General features: G+C 54.2%; 8 protein-coding genes and 3 rRNA genes. 9 read left to right on the top strand and 2 right to left on the bottom strand.

Features of this window, described 5'->3' with window-relative positions:
- Positions 1-836 precede the first annotated feature (836 nt).
- The 4 genes from pssA (at position 837) to rrf (ending at position 7225) form a co-directional block, all read left to right on the top strand.
- Positions 837-1742 (top strand): CDP-diacylglycerol--serine O-phosphatidyltransferase, encoded by a 906-nt coding sequence (pssA, locus tag QEN58_RS16005; protein ID WP_425270292.1) that lies wholly within the window; start codon positions 837-839, stop codon positions 1740-1742.
- A gap of 513 nt (positions 1743-2255) precedes the next feature.
- Positions 2256-3788, top strand: a 16S ribosomal RNA gene (locus QEN58_RS16000).
- A 286-nt stretch (positions 3789-4074) separates the two neighbouring features.
- A 23S ribosomal RNA gene (locus QEN58_RS15995) occupies positions 4075-6967 on the top strand.
- Positions 6968-7109: 142 nt separating this feature from the next.
- A 5S ribosomal RNA gene (gene rrf, locus QEN58_RS15990) occupies positions 7110-7225 on the top strand.
- The 16S, 23S and 5S rRNA genes sit together here, the layout of an rRNA operon.
- A gap of 122 nt (positions 7226-7347) precedes the next feature.
- Here rrf and hisC read toward each other — a convergent pair.
- Positions 7348-8409: a histidinol-phosphate transaminase gene (gene hisC / locus QEN58_RS15985; protein WP_280104589.1), complete on the bottom strand. Its 1062-nt coding sequence runs from the start codon at positions 8407-8409 to the stop codon at positions 7348-7350.
- Between the two features lie 167 nt (positions 8410-8576).
- Here hisC and QEN58_RS15980 point away from each other — a divergent pair, with 167 nt between their 5' ends.
- From QEN58_RS15980 to mnmH, 4 genes are all read left to right on the top strand, one after another.
- Positions 8577-9023 carry a copper resistance protein NlpE N-terminal domain-containing protein gene (locus QEN58_RS15980; protein ID WP_280104588.1) on the top strand — a complete coding sequence of 149 codons (447 nt, stop codon included), beginning with the start codon at positions 8577-8579 and terminating at the stop codon, positions 9021-9023.
- A gap of 167 nt (positions 9024-9190) precedes the next feature.
- Positions 9191-10561 (top strand): DNA repair protein RadA, encoded by a 1371-nt coding sequence (radA, locus tag QEN58_RS15975; protein ID WP_280106953.1) that lies wholly within the window; start codon positions 9191-9193, stop codon positions 10559-10561.
- Between the two features lie 59 nt (positions 10562-10620).
- Positions 10621-11658, top strand: a complete 1038-nt coding sequence (selD, locus tag QEN58_RS15970; RefSeq protein ID WP_280104587.1) for a selenide, water dikinase SelD — start codon at positions 10621-10623, stop codon at positions 11656-11658.
- A gap of 11 nt (positions 11659-11669) precedes the next feature.
- Positions 11670-12755, top strand: coding sequence for a tRNA 2-selenouridine(34) synthase MnmH (mnmH, locus tag QEN58_RS15965; RefSeq protein ID WP_280104586.1), 1086 nt, complete (start codon positions 11670-11672; stop codon positions 12753-12755).
- A 21-nt stretch (positions 12756-12776) separates the two neighbouring features.
- Here mnmH and QEN58_RS15960 read toward each other — a convergent pair whose 3' ends face one another.
- A complete protein-coding gene (locus QEN58_RS15960; RefSeq protein ID WP_280104585.1) occupies positions 12777-13466 on the bottom strand; it encodes a type 1 glutamine amidotransferase in 690 nt (229 codons plus the stop codon).
- A 123-nt stretch (positions 13467-13589) separates the two neighbouring features.
- On the opposite strand from QEN58_RS15960, the gene QEN58_RS15955 reads away from it, so the two are divergent.
- Positions 13590-14192, top strand: coding sequence for a YjaG family protein (locus QEN58_RS15955; protein WP_280106952.1), 603 nt, complete (start codon positions 13590-13592; stop codon positions 14190-14192).
- Positions 14193-14210: the final 18 nt, after the last annotated feature.

Here is a 14210-nt window from a genome sequence, read left to right as displayed (position 1 = left end):
CGGGACGTTAGCTTTAACGCTTTATTGTTTAATATTCTTTTTCGAAGTGTTGCGTGTTTATATTTGCCAAGAATGCCATGCTGTAACGTATACAAGATCGGCGTTTCTGATTAATTACATATCGCTACTCGCTTACAGCGCTTCAATCATGATTTTTTTAGCATCGGTTGAGCACACGGAGACCAACATCGTATTTGGAGAGCTTGGGTTTACGCTGATTACTTGCACACGCTCGGCGAGAGGGGATTATCCGCGCGATTTTGGGCTCCATGTCTACCTCAAAGCCTAGTCTGGCCATGTTCACAATCGCCTGTTACCTGGTCACAAATACGTGGAGTAGTGTCGAATGCTTTAAGTCACGTGCTGACGTATTCCTCGTAAAGACTTACTTCGGAAAATAATGGGCACTGTTTGCCGCTGCTGTGTGTTCTCGCTTTAAAGTGAGGTAGCCAATAGATGGGCTTATTCGGGACTATACATAAAGTGATAGTGTCCAGGTGGCACGCGCAGACGTTGGGCAATCGCCAATCATTCCTGCCTGCCGTACACGCTCCATCAATTCTGCCGGAGTTTATAGTGTGCGATTTTAACTCAAGGCTTGGATGGCGATGTACGAAAAACACTAGTGGCCATACACCAAAATGTTTATCAACGAAGGCAGTAGTGACTGCTCTTCAATGACGGCGCGGCCCGTTTCGATTGTGACTGTTGTGTTGAGGTGCTCGTAACGCTCTGTTTGCCTATGCCAAGGTGCAATTGGCTGGCCGAGTTGCACTCACCGTGTAGAATGAAAGCGACTACTGTTCCCGTGACTTCACTTTTAATGGATGAAACCTATGACACAGGACGCTCGCGATCAAGATCACTCAAGTTTTGATCAGTCAAACCCAGGCCAGCCAGGCGCGGCTCAGCCTGAAAAAACTGAACAGCCTGATAGTGCCGATCATTCAGAGGCGGGCGGCAATGAAGATTTGGCGGCTGCCTTCCTACGTGAAACTGAAGTGGTCGAAGAGGCCGTAGAAAACGGTAAAAAGATACGCCGCAAAGGCATCTATTTACTGCCCAACCTATTTACCACTTCGGCACTTTTTGCCGGTTTCTTTGCGGTGGTGGCTGGCATAAATGGTGAGTTTACCTCGGCGGCCGTTGCGATCTTTATTGCCATGGTGCTGGATGGATTGGATGGCCGTGTCGCACGCATGACCAATACACAAAGTGAGTTCGGTGCTGAGTACGATAGTCTGTCTGACATGATCTCCTTTGGTATGGCGCCTGCTTTGGTTGCCTTTACCTGGATTCTTCAGGATATAGGTAAAACAGGATGGGTAGTGGCCTTTCTCTACGTTGCCTGCGCGGCGCTTCGCCTTGCGCGCTTCAATGTGCAAATTGGGAGTGTCGATAAAAAATGGTTTATTGGCTTACCCAGCCCTTCTGCTGCGGCGCTAGTCGCAGCCAGCGTGTGGACTTTCCATAGTTTCGACGCCGACGCTTTCGGTTTCAAACTGCTGATGTTGGTCGTCGTGGCTGCAGCAGGTGTACTGATGGTGAGTAATATCCGTTACTACAGCTTTAAGGACCTCGATTTTAAAAAGCCAGTGCCTTTTGTTGTGCTGTTGGCCATCGTACTAGCCTTTGTGTTGATCTCGGTTGAGCCTTCAGTAATGCTGCTATTGCTATTTGGTACCTACGTGGCTTCAGGCCCTGTTTTAGCCGTTATGCGTAAAGCAAAACCCAAGAGCTAAACTTTTCAGTCTGTTTTTATACTTATTTTTGCATTAGCCCTTGCCAACCCGGCGGCGAATCCGTAAAGTACGCATCCGCTGCCGGGGACGCCTAGCGTTACCAGCGGTGAATGAGGTGTAAAAGCCTTGGTTTGTCAAACAGTTATCGCTTCTGCGATAGCTCGCGGTTTTGGATGTTAGCAACATCACATCGAAAACAACGCCCTTGACAAACACTAGGAAATGCGTAGAATACGCCTTCCTCGCTGCGGCAAGCCAAGTCAACGGCAAGCCGGTTACTTTCACAGTAACTATCCAGCGAAACAGCTCTTTAACAATTTGATCAGGTAATTCATGTGGGCGCTTGCTGACGTTGGTGACAAATCACCCAATATCAAGGCAAGCGACTCAAGCAATAAGGTTGTAAAGGATTCGTCCTTTGGAATCTGTTTTGAATGAATTCGTTTGAACCTTGAGCCAAGTTTGGTTCGCTTCTGTCGCTTTCGAGTGGCAGGTAAGAACCGCATAGATCTTAAACTGAAGAGTTTGATCATGGCTCAGATTGAACGCTGGCGGCAGGCCTAACACATGCAAGTCGAGCGGTAACAGATCTAGCTTGCTAGATGCTGACGAGCGGCGGACGGGTGAGTAATGCATAGGAATCTGCCCGGTAGTGGGGGATAACCTGGGGAAACCCAGGCTAATACCGCATACGTCCTACGGGAGAAAGGGGGCTCCGGCTCCCGCTATTGGATGAGCCTATGTCGGATTAGCTAGTTGGTGAGGTAAAGGCTCACCAAGGCAACGATCCGTAGCTGGTCTGAGAGGATGATCAGCCACATCGGGACTGAGACACGGCCCGAACTCCTACGGGAGGCAGCAGTGGGGAATATTGGACAATGGGGGCAACCCTGATCCAGCCATGCCGCGTGTGTGAAGAAGGCCCTCGGGTTGTAAAGCACTTTCAGCGAGGAAGAACGCCTGGTGGTTAATACCCGCCAGGAAAGACATCACTCGCAGAAGAAGCACCGGCTAACTCCGTGCCAGCAGCCGCGGTAATACGGAGGGTGCAAGCGTTAATCGGAATTACTGGGCGTAAAGCGCGCGTAGGTGGCTTGATAAGCCGGTTGTGAAAGCCCCGGGCTCAACCTGGGAACGGCATCCGGAACTGTCAGGCTAGAGTGCAGGAGAGGAAGGTAGAATTCCCGGTGTAGCGGTGAAATGCGTAGAGATCGGGAGGAATACCAGTGGCGAAGGCGGCCTTCTGGACTGACACTGACACTGAGGTGCGAAAGCGTGGGTAGCAAACAGGATTAGATACCCTGGTAGTCCACGCCGTAAACGATGTCGACCAGCCGTTGGGTGCCTAGAGCACTTTGTGGCGAAGTTAACGCGATAAGTCGACCGCCTGGGGAGTACGGCCGCAAGGTTAAAACTCAAATGAATTGACGGGGGCCCGCACAAGCGGTGGAGCATGTGGTTTAATTCGATGCAACGCGAAGAACCTTACCTACCCTTGACATCTACAGAAGCCGGAAGAGATTCTGGTGTGCCTTCGGGAACTGTAAGACAGGTGCTGCATGGCTGTCGTCAGCTCGTGTTGTGAAATGTTGGGTTAAGTCCCGTAACGAGCGCAACCCTTGTCCTTATTTGCCAGCGAGTAATGTCGGGAACTCTAAGGAGACTGCCGGTGACAAACCGGAGGAAGGTGGGGACGACGTCAAGTCATCATGGCCCTTACGGGTAGGGCTACACACGTGCTACAATGGCCGGTACAAAGGGCTGCGAGCTCGCGAGAGTCAGCGAATCCCTTAAAGCCGGTCTCAGTCCGGATCGGAGTCTGCAACTCGACTCCGTGAAGTCGGAATCGCTAGTAATCGTGAATCAGAATGTCACGGTGAATACGTTCCCGGGCCTTGTACACACCGCCCGTCACACCATGGGAGTGGACTGCACCAGAAGTGGTTAGCCTAACGCAAGAGGGCGATCACCACGGTGTGGTTCATGACTGGGGTGAAGTCGTAACAAGGTAGCCGTAGGGGAACCTGCGGCTGGATCACCTCCTTAAACGATGCGTCACAGTCAGTAAGCGTCCACAATGAATTACCTGATCAGATAGCTGTGATATGAGCAGTGATAAGCGAACGCTTTTCTAGCTTAGAAAAAGAAAAAGGTCTTCTTTTTTTAATGTGAAAAAAACGCTTATCACTGCTTATAGCAGTCGCTCTTTAACAATGTATATCATGCTGACAAGAACACTTCGCAAGAAGTGGTCTTAAATTGTGATACGCGTCAGCGTATCCGGCAAAATGAAACGTGATTATTGCGATATCCAGACTCCTTCGGGTTATAGGGTCAAGCAATTAAGCGCACACGGTGGATGCCTAGGCAGTCAGAGGCGATGAAAGACGTGGTAGCCTGCGATAAGGTTCGGTGAGGTGGCAACAACCTGTGACCCGGACATTTCTGAATGGGGAAACCCACTGACCATAAGGTCAGTATCTTACACTGAATACATAGGTGTAAGAGGCGAACCAGGGGAACTGAAACATCTAAGTACCCTGAGGAAAAGAAATCAACCGAGATTCCCCTAGTAGCGGCGAGCGAACGGGGACCAGCCCTTAAGCATGTGAATGATTAGGCGAACAGATTGGGAAGTCTGGCCGTAGCGGGTGATAGCCCCGTAGTCGAAAATCTGATCATGTGAAATCGAGTAGGTCGGGGCACGAGAAACCTTGACTGAAGACGGGGGGACCATCCTCCAAGGCTAAATACTCCTGACTGACCGATAGTGAACCAGTACCGTGAGGGAAAGGCGAAAAGAACCCCGGAGAGGGGAGTGAAATAGATCCTGAAACCGTGTGCGTACAAGCAGTAGGAGCAGACTTGTTCTGTGACTGCGTACCTTTTGTATAATGGGTCAGCGACTTATATTCAGTGGCGAGGTTAACCGTATAGGGGAGCCGTAGGGAAACCGAGTCTTAACTGGGCGACACAGTCGCTGGATATAGACCCGAAACCGAGCGATCTATCCATGAGCAGGGTGAAGGTTGAGTAACATCAACTGGAGGCCCGAACCAGGATCTGTTGAAAAAGATTTGGATGACTTGTGGATCGGAGTGAAAGGCTAATCAAGCTCGGAGATAGCTGGTTCTCCTCGAAAGCTATTTAGGTAGCGCCTCACGTAGTACCGCCGGGGGTAGAGCACTGTTTCGGCTAGGGGGTCATCCCGACTTACCAACCCGAGGCAAACTCCGAATACCGGTGAGTAACGCGTGGGAGACACACGGCGGGTGCTAACGTCCGTCGTGAAAAGGGAAACAACCCAGACCGTCAGCTAAGGTCCCGAAATCCTGGTTAAGTGGGAAACGATGTGGGAAGGCTTAGACAGCTAGGAGGTTGGCTTAGAAGCAGCCATCCTTTAAAGAAAGCGTAATAGCTCACTAGTCGAGTCGGCCTGCGCGGAAGATGTAACGGGGCTAAACCAGGTACCGAAGCTACGGGTTCATCCTTTTAGGATGAGCGGTAGAGGAGCGTCGTGTACGCCAATGAAGGTGGATTGAGAAGTCTGCTGGAGGTATCACGAGTGCGAATGCTGACATGAGTAACGATAAAGGGAGTGAAAAACTCCCTCGCCGGAAGACCAAGGGTTTCTGTTCGACGCTAATCGGAGCAGAGTGAGTCGGCCCCTAAGGCGAGGCCGAAAGGCGTAGTCGATGGGAAACGGGTCAATATTCCCGTACCGGACATGGTTGCGATGGGGGGACGAAGAAGGCTAGGTGAGCCAGGCGTTGGTAGTCCTGGTGAAAGTGAGTAGGCTGGGATCTTAGGTAAATCCGGGATCCTTTAAGGCCGAGACACGAAACGAACTGACCACGGTCAGGAAGTCACTGATGCCACGCTTCCAGGAAAAGCCTCTAAGCTTCAGATCATGTGCGACCGTACCCCAAACCGACACAGGTGGTCAGGGTGAGAATCCCAAGGCGCTTGAGAGAACTCGGGTGAAGGAACTAGGCAAAATGGTGCCGTAACTTCGGGAGAAGGCACGCCGGCGTAGGGTGATGAGACTTGCTCTCTAAGCCCGAACCGGTCGAAGATACCAGGTGGCTGCAACTGTTTATTAAAAACACAGCACTCTGCTAACGCGCAAGCGGACGTATAGGGTGTGACGCCTGCCCGGTGCCGGAAGGTTAAATGATGGTGTTAGCCGCAAGGCGAAGCTCTTGATTGAAGCCCCGGTAAACGGCGGCCGTAACTATAACGGTCCTAAGGTAGCGAAATTCCTTGTCGGGTAAGTTCCGACCTGCACGAATGGCGTAATGATGGCCACGCTGTCTCCACCCGAGACTCAGTGAAATTGAAATCGCCGTGAAGATGCGGTGTACCCGCGGCTAGACGGAAAGACCCCGTGAACCTTTACTATAGCTTCACACTGGACGCTGATGTTGCCTGTGTAGGATAGCTGGGAGGCTTTGAACTCTGGACGCCAGTTCGGAGGGAGCCAACCTTGAAATACCAGCCTGGCATCATTGGCGTTCTCACTCAGGTCCGTTATCCGGATCGAGGACAGTGTGTGGTGGGTAGTTTGACTGGGGCGGTCTCCTCCTAAAGAGTAACGGAGGAGCACGAAGGTACCCTCAGCACGGTCGGACATCGTGCATTGAGTGCAAGAGCATAAGGGTGCTTGACTGCGAGACAGACACGTCGAGCAGGTGCGAAAGCAGGTTCTAGTGATCCGGTGGTTCTGTATGGAAGGGCCATCGCTCAACGGATAAAAGGTACTCCGGGGATAACAGGCTGATACCGCCCAAGAGTTCACATCGACGGCGGTGTTTGGCACCTCGATGTCGGCTCATCACATCCTGGGGCTGAAGTCGGTCCCAAGGGTATGGCTGTTCGCCATTTAAAGTGGTACGCGAGCTGGGTTTAGAACGTCGTGAGACAGTTCGGTCCCTATCTGCCGTGGGCGTTGGATGTTTGAGAAGGGCTGCTCCTAGTACGAGAGGACCGGAGTGGACGACCCTCTGGTGTTCCGGTTGTCACGCCAGTGGCATTGCCGGGTAGCTATGGTCGGACGGGATAACCGCTGAAAGCATCTAAGCGGGAAGCCCCCTTCAAGATGAGACATCCCTGAGGCCTAGAGCCTCCTGAAGGGCCCAGCGAGACCAGCTGGTTGATAGGCACGGTGTGGAAGCGCTGCAAGGCGTTGAGCTAACGTGTACTAATGGCCCGTGAGGCTTGACCCTATAACACCCAAGGGGTCTGGTCGTGATGATGACGTTGATGAAGCCGGATACGCAGCGTGTGGCCCAGGCAACAGCCAGGGCGGCACCATAAGACGCACACAATTTAGTTAAAAACAGTCAGCATGATATATAGCCAGTTACGCCTGACGACCATAGCACGCGTGAACCACCTGATCCCTTGCCGAACTCAGAAGTGAAACCGCTTAGCGCCGATGGTAGTGTGGGGTCTCCCCATGCGAGAGTAGGTCATCGTCAGGCACCTATACCACAAAAAACCCAGCCAATCGGCTGGGTTTTTTGTGTGTGGAAGAAAAGTGTAATAAAAGCAGCCGATAAAAAAGGCGGCTTGCGCCGCCCAGATAAAACTTACACATGAAAGGTTAAGCGCAGATCGTCTCTAACGCTTCAATCAGGCTATTCATCTCATCATCGGTGCCGATGGTGATACGTAGGAAGTTGTTGAGGTCTGAGGTATTAAAATGACGCACCAGAATGCCTCGCTCGCGTAGGCCAGCAAATAGCTGCGCGCCTTCATAGTTAGGGTGTTGGGCAAGCACGAAGTTGGCTTTAGAGGGCAGTACCTCAAACCCTAACGCTTCAAGGCGTTGGCGAGTACGTTCGCGAGTAGTAATGACATGCTCGCGGCAAGCTTCGAAATGCTCGACATCTTTAAGAGCGGCGATACCTACTAAGCTTGCTAGGCTATCCACTGGGTAAGAGTTGAAAGAATCTTTTACCCGCAGCAGGCCATCAATCAATTCCTCAGAGCCCACCGCATAACCCAACCGCAAGCCTGCCAAGCTGCGGGACTTAGAAAACGTACCGGTGACAATCAGGTTCGGGTAGCGATCAACTAGCGTTACAGCACTCTCAGCGCCGAAATCGACATACGCCTCGTCTACCAGCACTACTCGATCAGTGACGCGCTTAAGCAGCGCCTCTATCGTTGTGAGCGAGTGAGCGTGTCCGGTAGGGGCATTCGGGTTAGCGAAAATAACACCGCTGCGGTCGGTTTCCGACGCCAGCGCATCAATATCGACTTCCCACTTCTTATTGAGCGGATGCTTACGCAGCTCAACGCCATAAAGATTGGCGTAAACAGGGTAAAAGCTATAGGTAATGGCAGGCACATCAAGCGGTGCCTGATGGCAAAAGAAGGCCTGAAAAGCGAATGCCAGTACTTCATCGGAACCGTTGCCGACAAACACTTGGCTACTCGCTACCTTAAACGTCTCCGCTAACGCTTCACGCAGCGCTTTGGAGGTAGGGTCAGGGTAGAGGCGCAGATGGTCGGTCGCGTAATTGCGTAGCGCCTCACCGACGCCAGGCGCAGGTGGGTAAGGGTTTTCATTGGTATTGAGCTTAACAAGCTGCTCGCGTGGCTGCTCGCCGGGCACGTAAGGCGTAAGTTCGCGAACGGCCGGACTCCAGTATTGGCTCATGTGGGTAACCTGATTATCCTAGCAAGGTGCACCATGGTCGCTTGAAGGCTAACTTAGCGCAAGCATTCGCATCACTAGGGGGTGTGCGTCGCACCTTGTAGCGGTTATGCTGTCATAAGTGCGCGTAAATAAATGTGATGTCCAACACGAGATTAAGGAGACACTCTATGCAACTTAAGAGTTTGCTGGCCGGTTCGGCTATGTTGGCACTACTGGCTGGCTGTGCGAGCAGCCCCATGGAACAGCAGCAAGAAGAGGCTGCCGCCGCGCAGGCAACTTACCAAGGTTCATTACCTTGCCGTAACTGCGATGGTATCGATCTGGATGTCACAATGGTGGGTGAAGATACGAGTGCCGCCGAGGAGCGCACCTTCACATTGAACGCCAGCTACCGTAACCACCCCCAAACCCCGCCGGATGAAAACTACGCGGGTAACTGGGAAGTGCTGACCGGTACACCCTCTGACCCAGATGCGACTGTTTACGAGCTGACGCCAGATGGCGATGGTCAGATCTATTACTTCATGCGTATTGATCAGAGCACGCTGGAGCTGATTGACCCAGAGCGTCGTCGTTTTGAAAACGGTGAAATGCTGCAGCTAAAGCGTCAATAAGGCGTTAGCCAGTAGTACAAAAGGCGGCCTCTGGCCGCCTTTTGTGTTTGCTGGCACTAATGAATACAGAGTACGCAACGGTCAAAAGTGCTTAACGACATTGAATGCTAGCGGCAGCCCAGCGAACGTTGCCACTTAGTGACAGCAACAGTAGGAGTGTAATGGCAGTGGCAAAAGCCAAAAGCGCCTTTGTATGCACCGAGTGCGGCGCCGAATACCGTAAATGGCAGGGACAGTGCAGCAGTTGCCAAGAGTGGAATACGCTTAGTGAAGTGCACTTGGCGAGCGCTCGCCCTGGTGGCGGCACAGCCCCTGGTCGATCTGGCTATACGGGTGATCTGTCCCGCGAAGTGATCGACCTGGGCAATGTGGATCTTAGTGAAGTGCCACGCATGAGTTCCACCTTCGCGGAGTTTGATCGCGTGCTAGGGGGTGGGCTTGTACCCGGTTCGGCGGTGCTGTTGGGTGGCAATCCTGGGGCGGGCAAATCGACCCTACTACTGCAGACGGCCTGCAAACTGGCCCAGCAGCGGCGTATCCTCTATGTGACCGGTGAGGAGTCGCTTTCCCAGGTAGCCATGCGTGCCCACCGCCTGCAGCTACCTACCAATGGCTTGAAAATGCTAGCCGAGACCAGCGTAGAAACCATTCTAGCGGTGTCTGAACGAGAGAAGCCAGAGATTCTGGTGATCGACTCCATCCAGACCATGCATCTGGAAGATATCAGTTCTGCGCCGGGCGGCGTTGCCCAGGTGCGCGAGTCAGCCGCGGCGTTAACGCGCTTTGCTAAGAAGACGAACACCGTTCTGCTATTGGTGGGGCACGTGACCAAGGACGGTTCGCTGGCAGGCCCTAAAGTACTTGAGCATATGATCGATGCTTCTCTGCTCTTGGAAGGCGGCGCAGACTCACGCTTTCGCACCCTGCGGGGGCAGAAAAACCGCTTTGGCGCCGTCAACGAGCTAGGTGTTTTCGCCATGCTTGAACAGGGCCTTAAAGAAGTTAAAAACCCCAGCGCAATCTTTCTTTCCCGTCAGGAGGAGCAAGCGCCGGGTAGTTTAGTCATGGTGGTCTGGGAAGGCACTCGACCGATTCTAGTCGAGGTGCAGGCGCTGGTAGATGAATCGGCGCTGGGCAATCCTCGCCGAGTCGCCGTCGGCGTGGATCAAAACCGTCTGGCCATGCTGCTTGCGGTGCTTAATCGCCACGGTGGGTTGTTTACCGGCGACCAGGATGTGTTCTTGAACGTCGTCGGCGGTGTCAAAGTGCTCGAAACCAGCGCCGACCTGGCGGTATTGCTAGCGGTGGTGTCGAGTCTGCAAAATCGCGCACTGCCCAAAGAGCTAGTGGTATTCGGTGAGGTTGGGCTATCGGGCGAGATACGCCCGGTGCCCAGCGGCCAAGAACGCATTGCCGAAGCGGCCAAGCACGGCTTTCTACGCGCCATTGTGCCGCGCGCTAACGCACCCAAGCAGGCGCCCAAGGGCATGGAGGTGATTGCCGTGGATAAGCTCAGCGATGCGCTGGATGCCCTGTAGCATATGTCATGCTGGGCTAAACTAAATATATATTTCCCCAAGTGCCAAGGAGAGACACGATGAGTTCGATTCGCCTGACCCAATATAGCCACGGCGCGGGCTGTGGCTGCAAAATCGCCCCGGACGTACTGGATGGCATTCTCGCCAAGGCGGGGCCAGTGGCGGGCCATAAGCGGCTTATCGTCGGCAATCAAGGGCGCGAGGATGCGGCTGTGTACGATCTGGGCGATGGCCGCGGCATGATTGCCACCACGGATTTCTTTATGCCTATTGTCGATGACCCCTTCGATTTTGGGCGTATCGCGGCGACCAATGCCATCAGCGATGTTTACGCCATGGGCGGCACGCCGGTCATGGCGTTAGGCATTCTTGGTTGGCCGCTGGATAAGCTTAGCGCTGAAGTCGCGGGGGACGTAATGGCCGGTGCCCAGGCGGTATGTCGTGAATTAGGCGTTGCCCTGGCGGGGGGGCACTCCATTGATGCGCCCGAGCCAATTTTCGGGCTCGCAGTAAACGGCTTGATTGATCTAGACAAACTCAAGCTAAACAGCACTGCCAAGCCCGGTGATCTACTGTTCTTAACCAAGCCGTTAGGCGTGGGTATGTTAACTACGGCAGAAAAGCGCGGTTTATTGGAAATGGGCCACCATGGGCTTGCCCGTGAAACCATGCTCAAGTCCAACAGCATTGGCGTGAAACTTGCCGATGTGAAAGGGGTGAACGCCATGACCGATGTCACCGGTTTTGGTCTGGCAGGCCACCTTACAGAGATGTGCCAAGCCAGTAACGTCATGGCGCAAATTGATTTCCGCCGCCTACCACGCTTAGCCGAGGCAGAATCCTATCGCCGCCAAGGCGCTGTGCCCGGCGGTACGCTGCGCAATCGTGATGCCCTGGGAGAAAGTCTGCCCGCTATGGATGACGCCCACTGGCAGTGGCTGTGCGATCCGCAAACCTCCGGCGGTTTGTTGCTAAGCGTTGACCCTGCCTGGGAAGATGACGTGGAACGTATTGGCCGTGAATTCGGGCTTTCATTGCGTTCATTTGGAGTAATGAAAGCGCGCCAAGGCAGCGCCTCCATTGAGGTGGTCGGGTGACCCTAGCCTCTATGTCAGCCACGACGCCAGCGGTATTGGGTTTGATCAAAGAAGGGCGGCCGCTGATTGATGTGCGCGCTCCGGTGGAATTTGCCCAGGGCGCGCTGCCCGGCGCCGTCAATCTGCCCTTAATGGTCGATGATGAGCGTCGTCAGGTGGGCATTGCCTATAAAAAGCACGGCCAAGCCGCGGCGATTGAGCTGGGCGAGCGTTTAGTCAGCGGCGAGGTCAAGCAGGCACGCATCGCCGCGTGGCAGGCGTATTTAGCCGAGTATCCCAACGCGCTGATTTACTGCTTTCGCGGCGGGCTGCGTTCGCAAATTGCTCAGCAGTGGTTAGAAGACGCTGGTATCTACAGGCCACGGCTTGAGGGCGGTTGGAAAGCCATGCGCCAAGCGCTTTGTGAGCGTATTGATACGGCAGCGCTTCAGCCGATGTTGGTGGTCGCAGGGCTCACCGGTTGCGCAAAAACAACGCTGATTAATCAGCTCGATAATGGCGTCGATCTAGAGGCTTATGCGCACCATAAAGGCTCTGCCTTTGGGCGCAGGCCCGAAGAGCCTGCTACCCAAATCAACTTTGAGCATGCGCTGGCCAAGCGGCTCATCGGGCTGACGGAAAGGCTGGTCATTGAAGATGAGTCCCGGCAGATTGGAAACGCCAATATTCCATTGAACTTCTGGCGAGCACAGCAGCAAGCCCCCCGGATACGTATCGAAATGCCGCTGGATTGGCGCCTTGCCCAGATTCAGCAGGATTATATTATTGACCTGGAGCAGGCCTATGCCGCTCGTCATGGGGCCTACCAGGGCTGGCAATTAATGCAGGCGCAGTTAAGTAATGCGCTTATCCGGCTAGGGAAGCGCTTGGGTAATGCGCGGCTTCAGCGTTTACAGCGGCTGCAGGTACTGGCATTCAAAGAGCATGCTCAAGGTAACCCCCAAGCCCATGAAGCCTGGCTCGCGCCGCTGCTCACCGAGTACTACGACCCGCTTTACCGCCACCACTTAGAGAAGCAGCGCGCCGCTGCGCCGCCAGAGATTCATGTGGGCGATTGGGGTAGCTGCTTAGAGGCCGCCAGACAGTGGAGCCGCTGACGGCCTGACAGCTTGCTGCTGTTACGCTACTTTAAGCCACTGGGTCATCAGTCGGTCAAGCTGAGGCGCGAGGTGAATAAAGCGGTTGGGGTCTTCCAATATCTGGTCCGCGTCCTGAATATAGCGGGTAGCGGAAGGCGTCGCACCGGGCCACTCGGCGGTGCCCAGCAGCTGTTTGACGCTAGCCGCGGTGGCTTCTAAGTGGCACAGCAGGCCGATAACGCGACCTCTATCCCAGGCAAACCCTTGCAGCGGTGCTGCTTCGCTACCGCCTAGGGGAAGCGCATCGTCGGGTAGGCTGAAAACGTAGCGATGCCACATAAAAGCGGTGAATGTTTCGGGTAAATCCAGCGAGCTTTCCGGCGCCAGGGTGACCGTATGCCAGCCGGTTTCAGTATAAGTACCCGGAGCCACCACCGAGCCCAGCGCCTGGGCTATCCAGTGAGCGCCCACGCCAATACCCAGCAGCGGTTTTTGCCCATCCAGGTAACGGTTGATCAGTTTATCTTCAGCTTTACACCACGCCGGTGGTTGGCGGAGTAGCTCCTCTGGGCCATCAAGGACGATCAGCGCATCCGCCTCGTTTGGGCGAGGCGTTAGCTCGCCTGCGTAGAGATGAAAAACGGTGTAACTATGGCCCATACTGGTTAGCCAGTCGGTTAATCGGGCGGGGCCATGGTCAGGGCCGTGCTGTAGCAGATGAATATGCATGGTAATCTCCTCGCCGGCCGTACAATCATCAAGGCGCTGGGGGATCGCCCCAAGCGTATAGAGACGATAACGTACCCGCTACTTTTCACCAATATCCCACGTCAAGCGATCCAGGAAATCAGTATGGTGTCGAACCCCCAGGGCTTTTACCAACGATTACAAGAACTCCCACTACCTGCCCAGCAGGCGTTTATGGCGGCGCTGTGCGAGCGTTTGCTGCCTAACTATGTGCTCTATGAGCAAACCACAGGCCAGGGCGATAGCCATACGCTGCGCACCGTACTGAGTTTGGTGTGGGAGCGACTTAATGTGCCCAATGCCAGTATCGACTTTGCACGCCAAGCGGAAAAATTAGCCGAGTGTGAGCCCCCGGAAGAGGATGACAGCTTTGGCGCTCGACGCGCTCTGGATGCGGTGGTGTCGGTCTCGGCGCTGCTGGACACCCTACAAGGCGACTCTCCAGAGGCCGTGCTCGATGTTAGCCGTACATCCCGAGCGGGCGTACGCGCCTTTATAGAACTCACCGAGGGCGAAGTTGACGCGCAGAAGCTAGCGCTGATTATTCGCGACCACCCGTTGATGGCCGACGAGAACGACTTTCAGGATGCCGTATTGGAAATGGTCAGCGAACCGCTGGATAAAGCGGCACTAAAAGAGATTCGAGAATTAGGGCGTAACGGTGGGATCAGTAATCTTGGCTTATCGCTTGAGGATACCGGGGCTTAACGCCCCGGCAGGCGGCAG

The sequence above is a fragment of the Halomonas alkaliantarctica genome, from assembly GCF_029854215.1.
GTDB lineage: Bacteria > Pseudomonadota > Gammaproteobacteria > Pseudomonadales > Halomonadaceae > Vreelandella > Vreelandella alkaliantarctica_A.
This window is presented reverse-complemented; position numbering and strand designations above follow the sequence as displayed.